This window comes from Lactobacillus kimbladii, assembly GCF_000970755.1.
GTDB classification, from domain to species: domain Bacteria; phylum Bacillota; class Bacilli; order Lactobacillales; family Lactobacillaceae; genus Lactobacillus; species Lactobacillus kimbladii.
On sequence record NZ_KQ034007.1, the window covers coordinates 129,384 to 149,443 of the forward strand.

The 20,060-nt window shown below is 35.7% G+C and carries 14 protein-coding genes; 11 read left to right on the forward strand and 3 right to left on the reverse strand.

From position 1 onward, the window contains the following. Nucleotides 1-121: 121 nt before the first annotated feature. Entirely contained in the window at nucleotides 122-2,653 is a 2,532-nt protein-coding gene (locus tag JF75_RS01100; RefSeq protein WP_046331495.1) for a M1 family metallopeptidase, read from the forward strand. Between the two features lie 141 nt (nucleotides 2,654-2,794). On the opposite strand, the gene JF75_RS01105 is transcribed toward JF75_RS01100, so the two are convergent. After that, on the reverse strand, nucleotides 2,795-4,006 hold the full coding sequence (locus JF75_RS01105) for a L,D-transpeptidase family protein (protein WP_046332888.1): 1,212 nt from the start codon (nucleotides 4,004-4,006) through the stop codon (nucleotides 2,795-2,797). A gap of 113 nt (nucleotides 4,007-4,119) precedes the next feature. Between JF75_RS01105 and JF75_RS01110 the strand changes: the two genes are divergently transcribed. The 5 genes from JF75_RS01110 to JF75_RS01130 all read left to right on the forward strand — a co-directional run bounded on the left by JF75_RS01110 (nucleotide 4,120) and on the right by JF75_RS01130 (nucleotide 10,265). Continuing rightward, complete coding sequence (locus JF75_RS01110; RefSeq protein ID WP_046331496.1) at nucleotides 4,120-4,929, forward strand: DUF4931 domain-containing protein; 810 nt, start codon at nucleotides 4,120-4,122, stop codon at nucleotides 4,927-4,929. Between the two features lie 108 nt (nucleotides 4,930-5,037). Then, on the forward strand, nucleotides 5,038-5,652 hold the full coding sequence (locus tag JF75_RS01115; protein ID WP_046331497.1) for an ECF transporter S component: 615 nt from the start codon (nucleotides 5,038-5,040) through the stop codon (nucleotides 5,650-5,652). 180 nt (nucleotides 5,653-5,832) lie between these two features. Further along, nucleotides 5,833-6,582, forward strand: a complete 750-nt coding sequence (locus JF75_RS01120; protein WP_046331498.1) for an ABC transporter ATP-binding protein — start codon at nucleotides 5,833-5,835, stop codon at nucleotides 6,580-6,582. Nucleotides 6,583-6,593: 11 nt separating this feature from the next. Next, nucleotides 6,594-8,399, forward strand: a complete 1,806-nt coding sequence (locus JF75_RS01125; protein ID WP_046331499.1) for an FtsX-like permease family protein — start codon at nucleotides 6,594-6,596, stop codon at nucleotides 8,397-8,399. A 51-nt stretch (nucleotides 8,400-8,450) separates the two neighbouring features. Further along, nucleotides 8,451-10,265 (forward strand): FtsX-like permease family protein, encoded by a 1,815-nt coding sequence (locus JF75_RS01130; RefSeq protein WP_046331500.1) that lies wholly within the window; start codon nucleotides 8,451-8,453, stop codon nucleotides 10,263-10,265. A 322-nt stretch (nucleotides 10,266-10,587) separates the two neighbouring features. Here JF75_RS01130 and JF75_RS01135 read toward each other — a convergent pair whose 3' ends face one another. Next, complete coding sequence (locus JF75_RS01135; protein ID WP_046331501.1) at nucleotides 10,588-11,838, reverse strand: MFS transporter; 1,251 nt, start codon at nucleotides 11,836-11,838, stop codon at nucleotides 10,588-10,590. A 105-nt stretch (nucleotides 11,839-11,943) separates the two neighbouring features. On the opposite strand from JF75_RS01135, the gene JF75_RS01140 reads away from it, so the two are divergent. Further along, on the forward strand, nucleotides 11,944-12,792 hold the full coding sequence (locus JF75_RS01140; RefSeq protein WP_046331502.1) for a helix-turn-helix domain-containing protein: 849 nt from the start codon (nucleotides 11,944-11,946) through the stop codon (nucleotides 12,790-12,792). A 123-nt stretch (nucleotides 12,793-12,915) separates the two neighbouring features. On the opposite strand, the gene JF75_RS01145 is transcribed toward JF75_RS01140, so the two are convergent. Beyond that, nucleotides 12,916-13,170: a hypothetical protein gene (locus JF75_RS01145; protein WP_046331503.1), complete on the reverse strand. Its 255-nt coding sequence runs from the start codon at nucleotides 13,168-13,170 to the stop codon at nucleotides 12,916-12,918. Between the two features lie 671 nt (nucleotides 13,171-13,841). On the opposite strand from JF75_RS01145, the gene JF75_RS01150 reads away from it, so the two are divergent. From JF75_RS01150 to JF75_RS01165, 4 genes are all read left to right on the forward strand, one after another. Beyond that, complete coding sequence (locus JF75_RS01150) at nucleotides 13,842-15,434, forward strand: ATP-binding cassette domain-containing protein (protein ID WP_046331504.1); 1,593 nt, start codon at nucleotides 13,842-13,844, stop codon at nucleotides 15,432-15,434. Between the two features lie 139 nt (nucleotides 15,435-15,573). Further along, nucleotides 15,574-16,422, forward strand: a complete 849-nt coding sequence (locus tag JF75_RS01155) for a helix-turn-helix domain-containing protein (RefSeq protein ID WP_052060280.1) — start codon at nucleotides 15,574-15,576, stop codon at nucleotides 16,420-16,422. Nucleotides 16,423-16,947: 525 nt separating this feature from the next. Beyond that, nucleotides 16,948-18,417 carry a hypothetical protein gene (locus tag JF75_RS01160; RefSeq protein ID WP_046331505.1) on the forward strand — a complete coding sequence of 490 codons (1,470 nt, stop codon included), beginning with the start codon at nucleotides 16,948-16,950 and terminating at the stop codon, nucleotides 18,415-18,417. A gap of 411 nt (nucleotides 18,418-18,828) precedes the next feature. Beyond that, entirely contained in the window at nucleotides 18,829-20,034 is a 1,206-nt protein-coding gene (locus tag JF75_RS01165) for an ABC transporter substrate-binding protein (RefSeq protein WP_046331506.1), read from the forward strand. Nucleotides 20,035-20,060: the final 26 nt, after the last annotated feature.

Genomic DNA, 20,060 nt, shown 5'->3' on the forward strand with positions numbered 1-20,060 from the left:
AAAATTTAATAATTTTGCCACTATTGAAAAAGTAGAGCAAATATCTACTGCTATGAAAAATCATGTTATTTCCATATATGTCTGTTAAAATTGATAGTAACTATTATTTTAGGAGGTAAATATGGCTGCTAAACATTTTTATGAAACTTTTCACCCTGAACACTATGACTTGTTCATAGATATTAATCGGGCACAGAAAACTATTAACGGTACTTCAACAATTACAGGTGAGGCACTCGAAAATACTATTTTAATTAATCAGAAGTATATGAAAATTGCTTCTGTTACCAGTGCAGGCAAGGATGTGCCGTTCACCGTCAATGACGAAAAAGAAGCAATTAAAATCGAACTGGGTCAAACCGGCAAAGTCACAGTTGAGATCAAGTATTCGGCACCGCTGACTGATTCTATGATGGGAATTTATCCGTCATATTATCAAGTTGATGGTGTGCAAAAACAGATTATCGGTACTCAATTTGAAACAACAGCTGCGCGTCAGGCTTTCCCATGTGTTGATGAGCCGGAAGCCAAAGCTACTTTTTCTTTAGCACTTAAGTATGATGAGCATGAAGGTGAAACTACGATTGCCAACATGCCGGAAGTTAAAGTTGAAGATGGCGTGCACTACTTCGAGCAAACCGTTAGAATGTCCAGCTACTTGATTGCCTTTGCTTTTGGTGAATTACAATCAAAGATCACCGAAACCAAAGACGGTGTTAAAGTAGGAGTTTTTGCGACTAAAGCACATCAAGCTAAGGAATTAGACTTTGCTTTGGATATTGCAAAACGGGCAATTGAATTTTACGAAGAATTTTATCAAACCAAGTACCCGCTGCCACATTCTTGGCAATTGGCGCTGCCTGACTTTTCTGCCGGAGCAATGGAAAACTGGGGCTTAGTCACATACCGTGAAGTCGCAATTTTGCTTGACCCTGATAATGCTACTCCTTATCAAAAAGCGTATGTGGCAACGGTTATCGCTCACGAATTGGCGCACCAATGGTTTGGCGACCTAGTTACCATGAAGTGGTGGGATGACTTATGGCTCAATGAAAGTTTCGCCAACATGATGGAATATGTTTCAGTTGATGCTTTGGAGCCGAGTTGGCATGTTTGGGATAATCTTTACCAAATTTCTGAAGTACCAGCAGCTTTAACGCGTGATGCCACTGATGGTGTCCAATCCGTTCACGTTAATGTAGAGCATCCAGCTGATATTGATTCGATTTTTGATAGTGCGATTGTTTACGCTAAAGGTTCAAGAATGTTGGTTATGGTACGGGCACTCTTAGGGGACGATGCTTTGCGTAAGGGACTTAAGTACTACTTTGAGCAGCACCAATATGGCAACGCTACGGGTGACGACTTGTGGAATGCTCTTTCGACTGCCACCGATTTAGATATTGGTAAGATCATGCATACTTGGCTTGACCAACCGGGTTACCCTGTTGTTTCCACTAAAGTAAACTCAGCTGGTCACTTAATTTTGAGCCAAAAGCAGTTCTTCGTTGGTGAAGGCAAAGAAGTTGGGCGCAAGTGGGCTATTCCTTTGAACGCAAACTTTGAGGCACCGCAGATTATGTCTGAACGAGAACTGGATCTGGGAGATTACCAAGAATTACGCAGTGCAGCTGGTCACGCTTTGCGTGTAAACGTAGGCAATAGTTCACACTTCATTGTCAATTATGATGAAACCTTGATGAACGATATTATGGCTGAATTTGATCAGCTTAAACCGGTAGATCAATTGCAATTATTGCAAGATTTAGGACTTTTAGCAGAAGGCAAGCAAATTTCATACGCTGAAATTGTCCCGTTGCTGCCAAAATTTGCGGATTCTAAATCATACATTGTCATTAGTGCCTTGTTATCTAGTATCCGTTCATTATTTAAATTTGTTACACCTGATTCAGCTCAAGAAAAAGATTTGAAGGCATTTGTTAATAAATTAGCCCAAAAGCAAGTTGAACGTTTAGGTTGGCAAGCAAAAGATTCTGATACAGATGATGATAAGAGAATTCGACCACTAGAAATAGCCTTAGCTTTGTATGCCGGTAATTCTGCTGTGATAAAAGCTGGTCACCAAATTTTTGTTGAGCACGATCAAAATTTAAGTAAAATTGATGCTTCAGTTAGACCGTATGTTTTAATGAATGAAGTTAAGAATTATAATGAACCAGGTTTAGTTGACCGTTTGCTGAAAGAATATCAAGCTGCCATCGATCCTAACTATAAGGACGATCTTACTGATGCTATTACCAACACCAAGAATCCAGCTGAAATCAAGAAACTTATTGAGAATTTTGAGAATGCTGCAGTTGTTAAGCCACAAGATTTGCGTTCTTGGTTTGCAGATGTCTTAGCTAATCCAAAAGGCGAACAATTTGCTTGGGACTGGTTACGGGACCAATGGCCATGGCTCGAGAAAACAGTCGGTGGTGATATGGAATTTACCACATATATTACTGTGGCTTCCAACATTTTCCATACTGAAAAGAGATTGCAAGAATTCAAAGAATTCTTTGAACCAAAGGCTGATCAGCCGGGTTTAGGTCGTGAAATAAAGATGGATACTAAGAATATCGAGTCCAAGGTTGACTTAATTAACGCTGAAAAGGATGCTGTCAATCAGGCTGTTAGGGAAAACTTGTAAGTAAAAATTATTTAATATTTAAAATTGCAAAACCTGTTAACTAAAGCGAGTGTGAACTTGATATTAAGCTAACAGGTTTTTTTGCATAACAAAAAAGACAAGTTTTTTAAATTCTTGTCCTTTAATTTCTTATTAAATTACTTAATCGTATATAATTACAGGTTCATGCTTGCTTACATTCTGCCAGACTTGCTTTATTTCTCTAGGCTTGATATTGACACAGCCATGAGAACCCCCACGTAAATATGCTTTTTTACTCCAATCGCCGCGCCAGCTGGCATCATGGAAACCGCAACCACTTAAAGTAAACGGCATCCAGTATCTGACTGGTGAAGCATATTTAGAACCATCGTTATTGCGCCCACGCAAAACAGCATGACCTTGTTTATAGTGAATGTACCAAACTCCTTGAGGGGTACTGTTACCCTTAACGCCATCTCTCGTACCAGTAACAATATCATTCAAGTGTACGATTACTTTGCCTTTTTGTACAATCCACATTTCCTGCTTTTTAAGTGAAACTACAATATAGTTATTTCCTATACCATGATTGTTTTTGCCATATCCTAAACCATAAGTGCTATAACCCAGACCATAGATGTAATCTTTGCCATCAAGATTTTTAATTCCGTTTAAAAATGCTTGTTCAACAGCAGCTTGGGCCTTTTTGACGTGAACGCCCCAGCCGTAGCTTTGGTTTTTGATTGTGATTTTCTTACCTGCAACTTTGTTGCCCCTAGGCACAGCGAACTTGTAGCTCTGATGAATGGTTGAAACATCCTGGTCAATTTTATTGAGTTTCGCCGTTAGATTTTCTGAATTAAGAAACGAATATTTGCCTTTTTTGTAAATTGCCTGGTTAATCAGATTTTGAGCTTTAAGATGATAATCCTTGCCAGCAACATGGTAATTGACCACAGCGTGACTAACGGCCAGCATTTTTTTATTGGCAGCATCTAAGTCAGTATTGCGGTATTCATAATTTTGCTTATCTGGCATCGTCGTATGCTGCTTTTTGAAATAATGCGCAACTTCCTTTTTCTTAATAGTATCAATATTAGGATTGCGTTCAATTGCTACTTTACCATTTTCTAGGGAAACGATATTGTTGGCTTTCCGATTAATCTTGGCCGTTGCTTTATTAATTGTTAAGTTTCCAACTTCGACTCCATAAATATTAACATTAGGGTTAAAATGATTAATAGCGAATGCTTTAGCCTGCTTTTGCGATTCAACGTGATTATTATATAGAACCACGCCAAATATAACTGCTAAAATCAGAACTATTCCGATAATAATCAGAAACAAGTTATTGCGGTTATTGTGTTTTTTTAAATTTCTTTTTGATTGCATAGTTCTACCACCGTTAGAATTTTTTAAAAAATAATTGCGGTTACAGTTTACCATCTATTGCGGCTCTAGTAAAATGCAAGATTTAAGAAAATTTTTTTAGGAGGGATTGCCCAATGGAAAATGACCCATTAGTGTTTGATGTTAACATAGCTAAAGAAAAGCCTAATTCTTACCGTAAAGTGAAAAACAATTCTGGTTGTCCCTTTTGTAATGTGGCGGAACTGACTAATATTATAAAGAGGCAGGGAGGGATGATTTGGCTGGATAACAAATATCCGACATTGCTGGATACAGTTCAGACAGTTTTGATTGAATCTAGTAAACATGATGGGGATATCACTACTTATTCACCTGAATATAATCGAGCTTTGATGCGCTTTTCACTGTCATGTTTTAAGCAAATGAATGATTCACCTGAGTTCGGATCGGTATTATGGTACAAAAATTTTGGCAAAAATTCTGGAGGTTCACTTGAGCACCCACACATGCAAATTGTTGGCTTGAAAAAGATGAACGGCTATAAGTATCTGCAGCCCAATAATTTTGAAGGCATTAGTATTTTTAATAAAGATGGGCTGGAGGTTAACGTTGGCACCCATCCGATTCAAGGCTATATCGAATTAGATTTTAATCTGCTTGACGAAAAAAGTATTGATGACTGGTCTGACTGGATTCAAAGTGGTGCTAAATACATGCTGGAAGTTTTGTCCAACGGTCGCTGTGACTCCTATAATTTGTTCTTTTATCCGCGTTTTGATCAGGGTATTTGTGCGAAATTGATTTTGCGCTACACAGCTTCGCCATATTTTGTCGGTTATAAGCTTTCACAGGTAGATAATCGGGAAAAATTACTGACTGAAGCTGAAAAATTTAAGCGCTTTTTTGAGTCTGGATCAGTTTTAGAGAAAGGATTTAAAATATAGCTTTTACTGAATTAATTATTATTAAAACTAATACTTAGCAGAGATAATATTTGCGACAAATAATTCTAAGCAATATAATAGCAAGGTGTTTTTTTAAGGAGGACTTAGATGCGTAGAAAAGAAACTAAGAACCTGGCTATTACTGCTATATTTGTCGCAATCTTTTTATTGCAAACTCTCATTCCTAATATCGGCTATATTCGCATATTGCCAACTTTGCCAGCTATAACTACTATTCCATTGACCGTTTCCATTTATTCTTTACTTATGGGACCAATTGCCGGCACATTTTTTGGTATTTTCTGGGGAATCGCCCGCATGGTGCAGGCATATACGCAACCTGGCGATATTGTCAGCTTAATGCTCTTTCAAAACTTTGTGATTGCGGTAATTCCTAGTGTTTTAGCTGGTCTTTTCCCGGGACTGATTGGGAAACTAACTGCTAAAAAGAAAAATAGCATTAAAGAAGTAAGCTACACGGTTGCGGGAGCAGTGACTTCTTTAACTAACACTGTTTTTGTAATTCTATTAACCAGTCTAGTTTTCATGGGCAACTCTGCCAAACTGCTAGGCCATTTGGGCAGCTTCACTCAGGGGACGCCTTTAATTACAGCGTTAATAATTGCCCTAGGTCTGAATGGTCTGGTTGAGGCAGTATTCACTGCAATTGTGACGCCAATTATTGTGACGCCGCTCAACAAGGTGCTGCGCAGAGTAGGCTAAGAAAATAGAAGTGTTTTTAAGAAAAACTTAATATTCTTAATTGACAGCTAAAAACAAGGAAAAAGTATTCAGATAAGTCTTTCTAAATTGAAAAGGCTTATTTTTTTATTGACAAAAGTTAGAAATACAATTAGTGTATTAGATAAATAGTACAGAAGTATTGCAACGAGGATTTTACAAATGACTGAAATTTTACGAGTAGATCAAGTTACTAAGACATACGGCAAGCGGGGCGAAAAGCAATACCAGGCTCTCAAGGGCATTAATTTTGCGGTTAATTCAGGTGAATTTGTAGCCATTATGGGCGCCTCTGGTTCCGGTAAAACAACTTTGCTTAACATTTTGTCAACTTTGGACAAACCGACAACAGGCAATGTTTTTATTAACCATGAGGATAACAGCACTTTAAATGCCAATCAATTAGCTGACTTTAGAAGTAAGCAAATCGGCTTTATTTTTCAAGATTTTAATTTGCTGGAAAATTTAACTAATCGGGAAAACATTGCTTTGCCTTTAAGTTTAAGGGGTATTTCTCCCAGAAAAATTGATCCGCTGGTTGACAAAATCGCAACTAGACTGGGCATTAAAGAAATTCTGCCCAAGTATCCTGCTGAGGTCTCGGGTGGGCAAAAGCAAAGGGTAGCAGCTGCCAGGGCGTTAGTGCATGAACCTGCAATTCTGCTTGCCGATGAGCCGACGGGTGCCTTAGATTCAAAGAGCGCGCGTGAATTGCTCTATACTATGGCAGATTTGAATCAAAACGATGGCATCACCACTCTGATGGTTACTCACGACCCGTTTGCCGCCAGTTTTGCCAGTCGCATTTTATTTATTAAAGACGGCAAGATTGGTGAGCAAATGTTGAAAAACGGTCAGTCCAGACAAGAATTTTACCATCTATTAATCGACCACTTAGATACTGACGAATAAGGAGAACTAAAATGGTTTGGAAGTTGTCCTTAACGGGAATCAAAAGTCGTTTTAAAGATTATGCGGTTTTATTTTCCGGCTTGGTTGTTGCCAGCATGATCTTTTACATGTTCCTTACAATCACAATTAATCCTACTTTTATCAAAAATGATATTTCAGCACCAAGTAACTATGTTCGGTTCACTTTTGCCTTTGGTATTATCTTGCTGATAATCATTACTATGGTTTACCTGGTTTATGCCAATTCTTTTTTGTTGAGCATGCGTAAACACGATTACGGTATGTATATGATGCTGGGAGCTAAGAGTACCAAAATTGGTTTGCTGATTTTTTTGGAAACTCTAATAACTGGCATTTTAGCTACACTAGTGGGTATTGTGCTCGGGTTTGGCCTCACTGCCATAGTGTCAAAGCTGTTAATATTTCGTTTAGGGTTGACAGTGAAACATTTTGCGGTTGTTTTACCTAACGCTATCATTTGGACGATTATCTTCTTCATTATCATGTTCTTATTCGGAGCTTTGAAAAATGTCCGTAAATTAACCAAGACGCCAGTAATTGAACTATTACGCGATGACCAAAAGCCAGTTGCTTACAAACACCGGCCGGTCTTGCACTGGATTCAAGGAATACTGGGTCTGTTACTTTTAGCTGCAGGCTACTTTATTTTGGGTCTTCCAGGCGGTGCTATTTTATTTATTATTCCAGCAGCGTTGGTGACAATAGTCGCTGGTTCCTATTTCACATTTAACGCTTTTTTCGGCGCCTTAATCGGATTTTTGCTTAACCGCAGAAGCTTTTCTTATCATGGCATCCGGGTATTTACTCTAGGCCAGTTGAAATTTCGATTGCATGATTATACGCGAATTTTGACAGTTGTTTCACTGCTTTTTGCCCTGGCACTTGGAGCGATTACTGTAGGGCTTAACTTCAGCACGCTCAGTGAGCAGCTTGAAGACAATTTTTATTATGACACTACTATTATCAGTGACTCATCCAGAGTAACGCAGGCTAAAAATAAACTGACCATTACCCGTGAGCAAACCTATCATTATAAAGAGCAGGGTAAATATTTGTATTTTAACCGCAGTGAATTTAACAATAACCCGGTCAAAAACGTCAAGTTTTACATGAAAAATGGTAAACCGGCATACAAGAAGGTCAATTTGCCCACTGAGAAATTGGACGTCCCAGCGACATACGCTAACAATGCCTTTGGTGCTATGGTTCCTGATGGTATTGCTAAAATCATTCGCCTGGTTTCACCAAAAAAATGGACCGAGAAAAAAGGACAAGACAAGTTTGTCAGCTTTGTAAAAGTGAAAAACTTTGATCAGGATTTCCCCACCATCTTAAAATTGCAGAAACAACAACTGAAGGAAAATCCTGCTTATTCTTATATTTATACTTCCAGCAAGGCGGGCAGTTTCCAGTTAATCAAGAATTTCAGCAGCGGTTTTGAATTTATGGGTTTCTTTTTAGGCTTCGCTTTCCTGACCATGCTGGCTTCAACCTTAATGTTCAAGGTCTTAAGTGGCGCAGCTAGTGACAAGGTGCGTTACCAAATGTTATTTGAAATTGGCACAAGGGCAAAAGTTTTGCGTCAATCTATTAAAAATGAGATTGGAGTGCTGTTTCTTCTGCCCGGCGTATTAGGCGTAATCGATGTGCTCTTTGGGTTGAGGCTGTTTAAATTGCTCTTGCCACACCCATACCAGAACTTATGGATTCCTTTTATAATTTTTATCGTGCTATACCTGATTTATTACTTATTAACCGTAAAACTGTATGAAAAAATCGTCTTGGAACGTGAGTAAAATTGGGAGCAGTAAATAGATTCTTGTTTTTAATTAAAGAAAGGAGCAGTAATGATTTGGAAACTGTCTGTGACGGGGATTAAGAATAGGCTAAAAGATTATCTGGTATTATTTTCTGGTTTAATTGTTGCCAGCATGATTTTCTACATGTTCTTGTCAATTGCTACTAACCCTGTATTTATTAGTAAAGATGTCTACGGTAGAACAGCATACCTGACTTATATTTTTACCTTTGGCATTATTTTGTTGGTGATCATTACATCGGTTTATCTTGTTTATGCCAATTCATTTTTGTTAAGCATGCGTAAGCATGACTATGGCATGTATATGATGCTTGGAGCTAAAAGCACGCGTATTGGCATACTAATTTTTTGTGAAACTCTGTTAACTGGCTTTTTAGCAGTTCTGCTGGGAATAATACTGGGGCTTGGGTTGACCACAATAGTTACCAAAGTGCTGGTAGGTAAGTTAGGGCTCGAAATTACGCACTATAAGGCAATATTACCCAGCGCAATAATAGGGACACTACTTTTCTTTGTTATTATTTTTCTCTTGGGTGCACTGAGCAATGTGCACAAACTTACACATACTCCGGTAATTGATCTTTTACACGAAGATCAAACTCCAATTAATCTTAATCATCATCCACTTTTGCGGGGAATTGAAGCAATTTGCGGTGTGCTTTTGCTAGCAGTCGGTTACTATGTAATGACTCTGTCCACCAGATATATTTACTTTCTTATTCCCACCGCCTTAGTAACAATTATTGCTGGCTCTTTCTTCGTCTTTAATGGCGTCTTTACGGCTATTATTAATTATTTACTTAATAAAAAATCTTTTTCATATCGTGGTATTAATGAATTTACTCTTGGTCAGTTGAAATTTCGTTTGCAAAGCTACACCAAGATATTAACTATGATTTCAATTCTGTTTGCCTTGGCTTTAGGTGCAATTACCGTGGGACTTAATTTTGGCTCCATGAAGGATGAGACGCAAAAAAGCTTTTATTATGATGCTACAATTATCAGTCAGACGCCAGCAGTTAAAAAAGCAGAAGCAAAGTTAACCATTACTAACAAACAGACTTATCACTACAAAGAAAAGGGGATGCACCTCTACTTTAACCGTGCGGAATTTGAAAAACAGCCACTGAAAGAAATAGAAATCTATTTTCATAACAATCAAGACAATTTACCTACATATAAAGTGAAAACACTGGTTACTGCCAAACTGGATAAACCGGAAACAGCTGCCAACAGCATTTTTAGCCAAATGGTGCCTAACGGCATTCCTAAGAAAATTAAGCTAGTTTCACAACGAAGGTGGAATACACTTGGTGGTCAGAAAAAATTCGTCAGTTATATTAATGTCAAAGACTTTGTCCATGATTTTCCAGTGATTAAACAAATTCAAAAACAGCAACTAAGGGAAAATCGCAATTACCAAGATATTTACCTTTCTTCAAAATCATATAACTATAGCAATATGATTGGCTTTACCAGTGCGTTTGAATTTATGGGCTTTTTCTTAGGAATAGCATTTCTGACTATGCTCGCTTCGACGTTAATGTTTAAAGTTTTAAGTGGTGCCGCCAGTGACAAGGTACGCTACCAGATGCTACATGAAATTGGAGCCAGGCCACAATTATTGCGCAGTTCAATCAGAAAAGAAATTGGTACTTTGTTCACCATGCCTGCTATTTTAGGCATAGTAGATGTCCTTTGTGGCTTACAACTATTTAAAACATTGCTGATATCTCCATACCATAATATCTGGATTCCATTCACAATATTTATTGTGCTTTATCTGGGTTATTACTTGTTAACAGTTACGTTATATGAAAAAATTGTACTCACAAATAAATAATTATAAAAAGACCGGATTTTGAAATAAATTTTCAAAATCAAAATAGTAACTCTTTAATTGGTGGGAATTCACGCAACATCTCATGAAAAAATAAGCAGAAGTCGCTTAGACTAATGCTTATTTTTTTCGTCTAGTCGTGTCCTTTTGGATACGATTTTTTTAATTGTTCAAATTGTGCAAAATTACCCGGTAAAAAAGACTTTAATTTCACAATATCTTAATTGGAGAACGCTTTTATCCCTAATATGCGAAAAATTGGTATAGCGTTCATTATTTTATGTTGAATTGATCTGAATTTTTAGGCAAAAACATTAGTAAATTTTTATGCAATTTCAGCTTGTTTTGTTTTGTTGACTTTTATCATTACAGTTAAAGTAACAGTGAAGACGATTGCACTAAATCCTAGGACACCGTACAGGGCATAATTAACGTTGATTGTACCAGCTATGGTGGTAAATAATGTCGTCATTAATGGACCAGCGATTGCCAAGATAGTGTTTAAAAGCCCTGCTGAAGAAGCTAATATTTTGCGATCTACGGAGACAACCAACCATTGCATTAGCTTAGGGCTGCTCGTACCAGCTAAGAAACCAAGAGTGGTCATTAGAATAAGGCAGAATACTATATTCTTATTTAGGATGACAGTAGCCATAATGGCACTATTAATAGTAGATAATAAAGATAGCTGGAAAAGCGAGGTGTTTTTAAGGAGTTTGGTGCCGACTGCACTGCCAAGAGCTAAACCAATTGCGGCAGTGGCTCCTAGAAGTGCGATGGTGAAACTATAACTGCCAATAAGCATGCTTTTGTTACCAGCAATAACGATAGAAATTAATGGCTGGACAGAACTGAGCAAACCATTAAGCATGGCTACAACTAAAACAATCGTTAAGAGTCCGTGGGCTTGCCTTACTTGTCTCAATGATGAACCAATTGTGGCAAAGAAGTTTTGGTCATTAACCTCTTCCGTCTGTTCAGGCTGTTGCTTATGAACGTTCGTCCCAATGTTGGCATAAAGTAAGCCTGCTGCTAAGAAGGTTAGTGCGTTGACAACAGCCAGTTCTGAGTATGACATGAAGAGCAGGAGCCCGGAGCCAACAAATTGTGCAACTAGCGTAATTAGTTGTGATACACCGCTCGTAAAACCCTGAGCTTCGGCCATTTCGTTTTCACCGACGAGGCCAACGATTAGCGGCGTTTGTAAACCGCCAGAGTACATGCCGGAAAGATCAGATACAAAGTTAAGTCCAATAACCATTAAGACCAGGTTCCAGCCGGCAATATTGGTGGCAAAGAGCAGACCCACCAACATGTACAGGGCAAAGCGGATGACTGCAAGCCAGACAATTACACGGTACTTGTTGTGCGTCCGGTCCGCCAGGTAGCCACTGAGACTTTGAATAAGGTCTGGAAGCGATTCGGTAATCGCAATCAAAGATAATGCCAGGGAATAATTTTTTAACTTGCTGGCATAAGTCATGAGAGCCAGGTAGAACAGGATGTTGCCTGCGCCGGATAACCAGCTGGCAAGGGTGAATTTTCTGTAGTTTTTATTCTTTAAAAAGATGTTCATGTTTTTACCTCTTTTTTTAACTTAACTGTATATTTAGTATATTTTGGTTATAATGAAAAAGAGAGGAATGTCATATTTGACAGTTTAAAGTTAGAAGGAATAAAAATGACAATTGGGGAGTTGCTAAAAGATTATCGGATAAGTCAAAAAAAGACGCAGAAACAATGGGCAAAAGATGTGATAAGCCCTTCATTCTATGCGAAAGTAGAGAAAAATTTAAGTCGAATTTCTGCCGCAGATTTAATTGAATTACTACATTCTAATCAAATTCCAGTGATTGATTTTTTCAGTAAATTAAATCAAAAAGATAAGTCGATTAATCAACAAGAATTAGAAATAAATCGACTTATTAATGAAGCATATTACCAAAATTCAAAAAAAGAGTTGCAACAAATACGAGATGTAGTTGCTGAAGGTGAATTGCCTAATAAAAATGATGAATTACTTCTTATTGATGCCTATATTGCGGTAATTAGTAAAGACCTTACAATGCTAGATAAAGAAGTTATAGACAGAATGAAAGAAAAAGTTTTTAATATTTCTAATTTTGATGAAGATGGATTAATTATGTACTGTAATTTCATGAGCTTTTATGATTTGAATAGCAACTTATTGCTATCTAAAAGGATAATAAAACAGCTTGTTGGATCAAGCAGTGTCAGAATACAAGACAAAATTTTGGCTATCATTATCAATATGCTGATTTTTTGCATTAGAAATAAGCGATTTGAAGAAACTGAGGTATTTGTTAATTATGCGGATCAAATAAAAACAAAACCGGAGGTTTTCTTTTATAAGCTGCTGATACCGGCATTTTATAATATAGTTAAATATCAAGATAATCATGATAAAAAATATCTGGATGAAACAGAAATAATAATTAAAAGTATCAAATTAGCGGGAATGCCAGATTATGGTAAGGAGTTAGAAGAGCTTTTAGTTGCAAATAAATAGACTTAAAAATGTCATATTTTATTTTGAAGTAACCCTCAAATTTAGGACAAATTTGGGGGTATTTTTATGTCTAAATTATCTAAACAAGATAAAATTGAGATCTGTCATCTTTGGCACAGCTAATTAATTTGCTTTTGCTGATTTTTTGGCATTTCTGAAGAATATTATCCACTCATAAATACATGCAATAACCGTTATTAGATAATCATACCAATGAAAAGCTTTTGAAAAGCCTACTAGAGAGAGAACAAACACGGCAATCAACGCTAAACTAAAAAATATAGGTTTAGCAATCGCCATATTATACTTAATAAGCCAAGTATCAATTGGCAGAAGCTCTAAAGCTAAAATAATTATTATTACTAAAGTAGTATTCATGTTATAGTCACACCTTTTAAATTATTTTAAAGATAAATAAATATGATTGTTCGTGCAGTCCAGTAAGCGACTGTCTTGTCAAAGTGTAGATATACAAAAAGGCAATCCACTGGATTGCCTAGACGTCTAGTACGCCTCTTTTGCATCCAAAGATCGCACTTTATTTCTTCTACTGAAATTATAGCATAAGAACACATGATAGAATAGTGAAGTACGCCTTTCGATCCTCCCCGAAAAAAGGTGATAGCATGGGAAGGGTTGTACTTTTATTTCTTCTGAAGTGTTTACTACTAACCAGTCTAACGCCTGCATTGCGCAAGCTAGGACAAGATTTTGATAAATTAGCCAATTTAATCGAAAAGATGCTTCGGTTATTTAAGTAGTAATCAGAAAGAAATGGACTTTTGTCCTACCTCTTTTTGATTACTGCTTTATTTTTTATGTACCTTTTAAAGTTGCTAGCTACTTGGATTTAGCTCTACTTCAATTAATATACTATGTTAATCTACTTTGGTATAGGTGAAAGTAGATAGGAAATAAATTCTGTTAGCTTTTGGATTTGTCATATCCACCTTATTTGCGTCAAATATGACAGTTTTATTAATAAAAATAAAAAGGCAATTATATTATTTATATAAATAACGAAGGTTTTTTGAAAGGAAAAGAAAATCATGGTTTATAAATATTATTCGCATTTTAAGTTTTTTTGTTTAAATATTTTTGGATTAATTTCCAGTATGCAGAATATTGTTACAGCATACATTGTTGGTTCGTTAATTAATTTGGCAACAGCTAAAAATTTTGCAGCTATTCCAGTCTTTTTTGGTAAAAATATTTTGTTATTGATCTTAATTTTAGTCGCCACTTTAATTTTTGATTATCTTAAAGCAGACGCTGCTAAGCAGGTCAATACTAAGTTAAGGCTTAAAGTGATGAGGGGTATGCTCTCGGATGAGCAAGAAGATGCTTCTAATTTAGGTTTTTTAACTAATGATTTTAAACTTTTGGAAACAAATCGCTATGATGCTGAAATAGGAATTCTGATTTATTCATACACCGTCGTATTTGCTATGGTATTCGCTTTGTATCTAAATTGGCAGCTTACAATAATATTTTTTATTGGTTCGGTTATACCAACAATTGTTTCCACCTTTTTCCAAAAGCCTATTCAAAATGCTGCAGAAGCTTGGACAAATGCTAATGATAAATATGTTAATCAAACTAAAAATTTGTTATCTGGTACTGCTACCTTTAATTTATATGATAAGCAGGATAATGCAGTTAAACAAAATCAGTATAAAGTTAACCAATTAGAAGAAAAATTAGCCAAGATGAATGTGCTTAATACTAATACCAGTGCTTTTCTTAATGCAATTGCAATTATGGGTACTTATTTATTGCCGTTTGCAATTGGTATTGCATTAGTAATTAAAGGTCAAACTACTTTAGGTGCTCTTTTTGCAATAACGCAATTATCTAATTCATTTGTAAATCCAATTTTACAAATTTTGCAAGAACGAAATAATTTGTCTACTACAAAGCCAATTGTTCGAAAGATAAAGCAATATATACAAAAAGCAGATAATGTGGAGCGTGAACAAACCAATGATCCTACATTTAATGAACTACAAGTGCAAGACCTAGATTTAATGCGTCAGGATAAGGTATTAGCACAACATATTAATCTTGATATTAAGTCTGGCCAAAAAGTTGCGGTCATCGGACCCTCAGGATCAGGGAAATCTACGATGTTACAGTTTCTAATGTATGGTAAGTATGGTAAATCTAAAAAAATTATACTTGATCATAACGAAGTAGCGGCAGGATCGTTTACTAAGTTGTTTGCCTATTCCAGCCAGAGTGCAGTTATTTTTTCTGATACGCTTTGGTTTAATCTAACTCTAGGAGCCAATATAGCTAAAGAAAAAGTTCTTGAGGTATGTCAAGGACTACAGTTAGGACAATTAATTAAAGAAAAGGGATTTGATTATCAATTAGGTGACAATGCAGATCAACTATCTGGTGGCCAATTGTCCAGAATTGAGGTGGCACGGGCTATTTTAGCCAATCGACCAATTTTATTACTGGATGAAATTAATGCTTCACTTGATAAAACTTCATCAAAGGCAATTCACCAATATATTTTTGATTCAAACTTTACTTTTGTTGAAGTTATTCATCATTACGATCCAGAAGAACTGCAAAAGTATGATGTAGTTGTTGATTTTAATCAATACCAATTTAACGATAAGAGCCTGTCGTAGTCAGATAGATAATAACCCAATTTACCTCAGCATTATATAATCTTTATTTTTAATTTTATGATACTTTTATATTTTTTGATTATAATAAAATTAAAAAGTGTAATATTTGATAGTTAATCAAATAGTTGAGGAAATTTAAATGACAATTGGTGAATTACTAAAAGACTATCGCATTCAGCAAAAGAAAACACAAAGGCAGTGGGTTAATGATGTGGTAAGCCCGTCATTTTATGCAAAAGTTGAAAAAAATTTAAGCAGCATTTCAGCAGATAATTTAATTGAGCTATTAAACGTTAACAAAATTTCATTAACTGATTTTTTTGGTAAGTTAAACCACCAGGCGAAGACCGTACATGACGAGAACCTAGAGATTGATAGAATGGTTAATGAAGCGTATTATCAAAATTCTGTGCATGATCTGCAACAAATACGAAATTTTGTTGCGGAAAGTGATTTTCCAAATAAAGAAGATAAATTAGATATAATTGATATCTTTATTGCAATAATTAACAAAAATCTTTCCAGTATTGATAGTGGCGTTATAGATAGATTGAAAGAAAGAACGTTTGATGTTTCTCATTTTAATTCTGATAGTTTAAGACTGTACTGCAACCTTATGAGTTTTTATGATTTAGATAGTAATTTATTGATTTCAAAAAGAGTAATACGTCAGTTTATTGGCTCGAGTAGCATTGATATTCAAAAGTTAGTTTTGTCTATAATTATTAATATGATGATTTTGTGTATTCGTAACAAAAGATTTGAAGAAACAGAATTTTATATTAGTAGTGAAAAACAAATCAAAACAAAACCAGATATATTTTTTTATAAGACTATTGCTCCAGCTTATGAGAATATAATCAAATATCATTATGACCAAGATCCCAAGTGTCTTGATAAAGTACAAACAATAACTGCAAGTGTAAAAATTGCTGGTATGCCCAGTTATGGTAAAGAACTTGAAGAACTAATGATTGCTAATAAATAAAATTTTTAAATGTCATATTAAACCATTAAGAGTTAAATATGACATTTTTTATATGCTTATATAAAATTGTAATAAACTAGAAGTAAATAGAAAGGAGTAAGAAAATTGAAAATTTATTACATAAATTAATTCTTATTGGGCTCAATTTAGATTAATTAGAAACATGGGAAAAATGTTTTGTAAGTTAAGCGAAGATTTAAAAATTATGTCTAAAGTAGATGATCATATTTATGAAGCATTTGTAGATGGATTATTTATAAAGTTTAGACCGGAAAAAAATTATAAAGATAAGTAAATTTTCTATAAAGAAATATGATAGGAAAAATGTTTTAAAAATGGCGATCAAGCTGGAGGAAATTGATACTAACAAAAAGCAATATTTAAAAAAGAATAATGGTTTAAAAAGCAAATATTAAAATATGTTCAAGAAACTGTTCAGGTCATTTAAAAAATGACAGCGCTAACTATAATTAAGTCAAAAGGTGGTCTGCTTGAAGGAGCTGAACAGAAAGTTTGGTGATCTTGATGCAAAAATTAAAAAATATGCGCGTTGGACTGATAGAACTTTGTGCGACACTCATTATTGGCGGTTTGATGATAATCGCTGGCATTATTTTAGGGTTGGATTTAGCTTCCTTAATTATTAAGTTATTTAGCGGTTTAATAAAACCAAATGTGCCGAATTTTAACGTCATTAACAGTTTCCTGCGGATAAATTCAGGCATGCAAGTGGTTATGTTACTGGCGGTTCTAATAATTGTTGGTGGTATAATAGTAACTTATAATTTAACCAGAACAATTTTAAAAAGTGTAGCTGCAAAAGAAGTTGAACCTGCAGTTCTTCAAAAACATTCAGGACTAAGAATAATTGAAATGATTTTAGGGTTGGTACTAGTAGTATCCGGCTATTTCATATTGAATTTGCCTAGTCAAAATCTGTTTAATACTTTATTGGCAGCATTTGTCACAATCGTGGCGGGTACCTATTTAATTTGTTACTCGTTATTAAGCTTGCTGCCTGCAACTTGGTTTAACAAAATTAAGTTAACTAAAGGAAAAACGCTGCTGGGACTTCATCATTATGCTGGCGTTTTTACTATCATTTCCTTACTTTTCGCCTTGACTATGGGCGCTCTTGCTTTAAGTCATGACTTTAATGCTTTTCCCCAAGATATTAAAAGGGGAACTTATTATGATGGTGTAATTGCCAGCAACACCGCCAATATTAAAAACGAGGTGGCGCAATTAAAAATAAAAAAGCAGCAAACTTACCATTATAAAGAAACAAAAGGGCATTTTTATTTTATTCGTAATGAGCTGGCAGATAATCCAATTAAGTACGTCAGAAATACCGGCAGACACAATTTTCAAGTCAAATCAATCAAGTTAGATCAATTGAATAAAAATTCTCTGGCAGGTAACAGTTTCCGCGAACTCGTTCCCAATGGTTTTAAAAATAAAACAATTGCACTTTGTTCAACTGCAGAATTAAATAAGGTTAAAGGCAATACTAAATATCTGACTTTGGCGCAGCTAAACAGTTTTGATAGAGACTGGCCATTTTTACTAAAAATTGAACATAAACAGGCTCAAAGTAGTCTTACCTATAGTCGACTCTACAGCAGTTCCAAGGCCGCTTTTTATCAGCTGGCACTGGGGATGACCAGAGAAATGAAGATTTTGGGCTTCTCACTGGCATTTGTATTTGGTGCAAGCCTGATTGCGATCTTGATAATAGTAGTCAAAGCTGCTAAACGAGATCAGAAATTTGCGAATGAGAGGCTGGCTCAAAGAACATGGCAGAGCAAAACCGGACTTTTATTCTTTATTCCCGCAATATTTGGGGTCTTTGATGTTTTTTTTGGCTTGAGATTTTTTAATCAGGTTTTGCCAACAGCATATTATGAAGTTTGGCTGCCAATGATGCTCATGATTATAAGTTATTTGGTTTTATACATCATTGTTGCATTTTGGCGGAAAAAAGCAGTATTTTAAAAAATCTAATTAGTAAAACGCACGCCGTCAACAGCGTGCGTTTGTTTTCACAGGCAAAGCAACAAAATTAATAAAAAAAACTGAGAACTTAGATAAAAAAATTGCAAAATTTTCTTGACATGCTAATGTTCTTTTTTTATAATTCTAAGTATTAAATTAAATTTTGGGAGGCGATTTTAATGAAAGCTAAATATTTAAGTAAACGAACTAACATTAAAAATATTATTGCCCAGAGTTTAATTGCCTTGTTGTTGTCGTCTAGGACTTAGCATGATTGAATTACTTTTAGTGATTTTACATGAAAAGCCCTTGTTTGCGTCTTAATGAATGGGGCTTATCTAATAACTGATCTAAGCCTCATTCATTAAATGAATGAGGCTTTTAGTTACCAGGCTATTTGAAAAGGAGAAAATGATGAGTAAATTTTCAAAAAATTTGTTGCGTATTTTTACGTTGGGAATGGCCGGCTTAGCGCTAGCCGGCTGTTCAGTTGCAAAAAGTGGGGGCGGCAAGGGTACACACCAAGATAAAGATACAGTCAAAGTCGGGATTAATATAGAGTTGTCTGGTACTGCTGCCGGCTACGGCAGTGCTGAAAAGCAAGGTATAGTATTAGCAGCTTCTGAAATTAATAAAGCTGGTGGAATTAACGTCAACGGGCATAAAAAGAAGCTTAAATTGCTTATCCGTGATAATAAATCCGCAATTGCTACTTCTGCTTCGGTTGCTGCACAACTGGCAACTAAGGATAAAGTGGCAGCAGTTATAGGGCCAGCTACTACTAATTGTGGTACCGCTGAAATTCCTAATATTACCAAGGCTTCTGTTCCCGGCATTAGTCCATCTGCAACGGATCCAAACTATACCAGACAGAAAAATGGCAAGGTGCAGCCTTACGTCTTTAGAGCTTGCTTCCAAGATACATTCCAGGGAAAGAGCGCAGCTAAGTTTGTCGATAATAAGCTAAAAGCTAAACGAGTAGCTGTCTATGCTGATAACTCAAGTGATTATGGTACTGGTTTAGCTAAAGCCTTTAAAGATACTTATAAAGGCAAGATAGTTGATAGTCAAACGTATTCTGCAGGTGATAAAGATTTCAATGCTGTTTTAACTTCATTTAAATCTAAGAAAATCGATGCTATTTATGTACCAGGCTACTATACAGAATTAGGCTTGATCATCAAACAAGCACGGCAAATGGGGATTAAAGCTCCAATCGTTGGTGGTGACGGTATGTGTGATCCTAAACTAGTTCAAATATCGGGTGCTAAAAACGCCACTGATATTTACTACACTACACCGTTTTCAACTAATGTAGCTGCTAAGAACCCAGATTCAAAAGCTGCTAAGTTTATCAAAGCATATAAAGCTCGCTACCATACAGATGCACCGACATTTTCAGCATTAGCTTATGATGCAGTTTATTTAGTAAAAACTGCTATTGAAGAACAAAAATCAGATGATTCAGTTAAAATTACTGAAGGTCTAGCTAAGATTAAAGACTTTGACGGTGTGACTGGCAGAATTACCATGGATAAATTCCACAATCCGGAAATGCCAATTGCGATTGAAAAATTGACTAACGGTAAAGTAAGCGACTCATTCCGTGTTGAGTAAATATGAAAATGAAAGGAGTGCTTAAA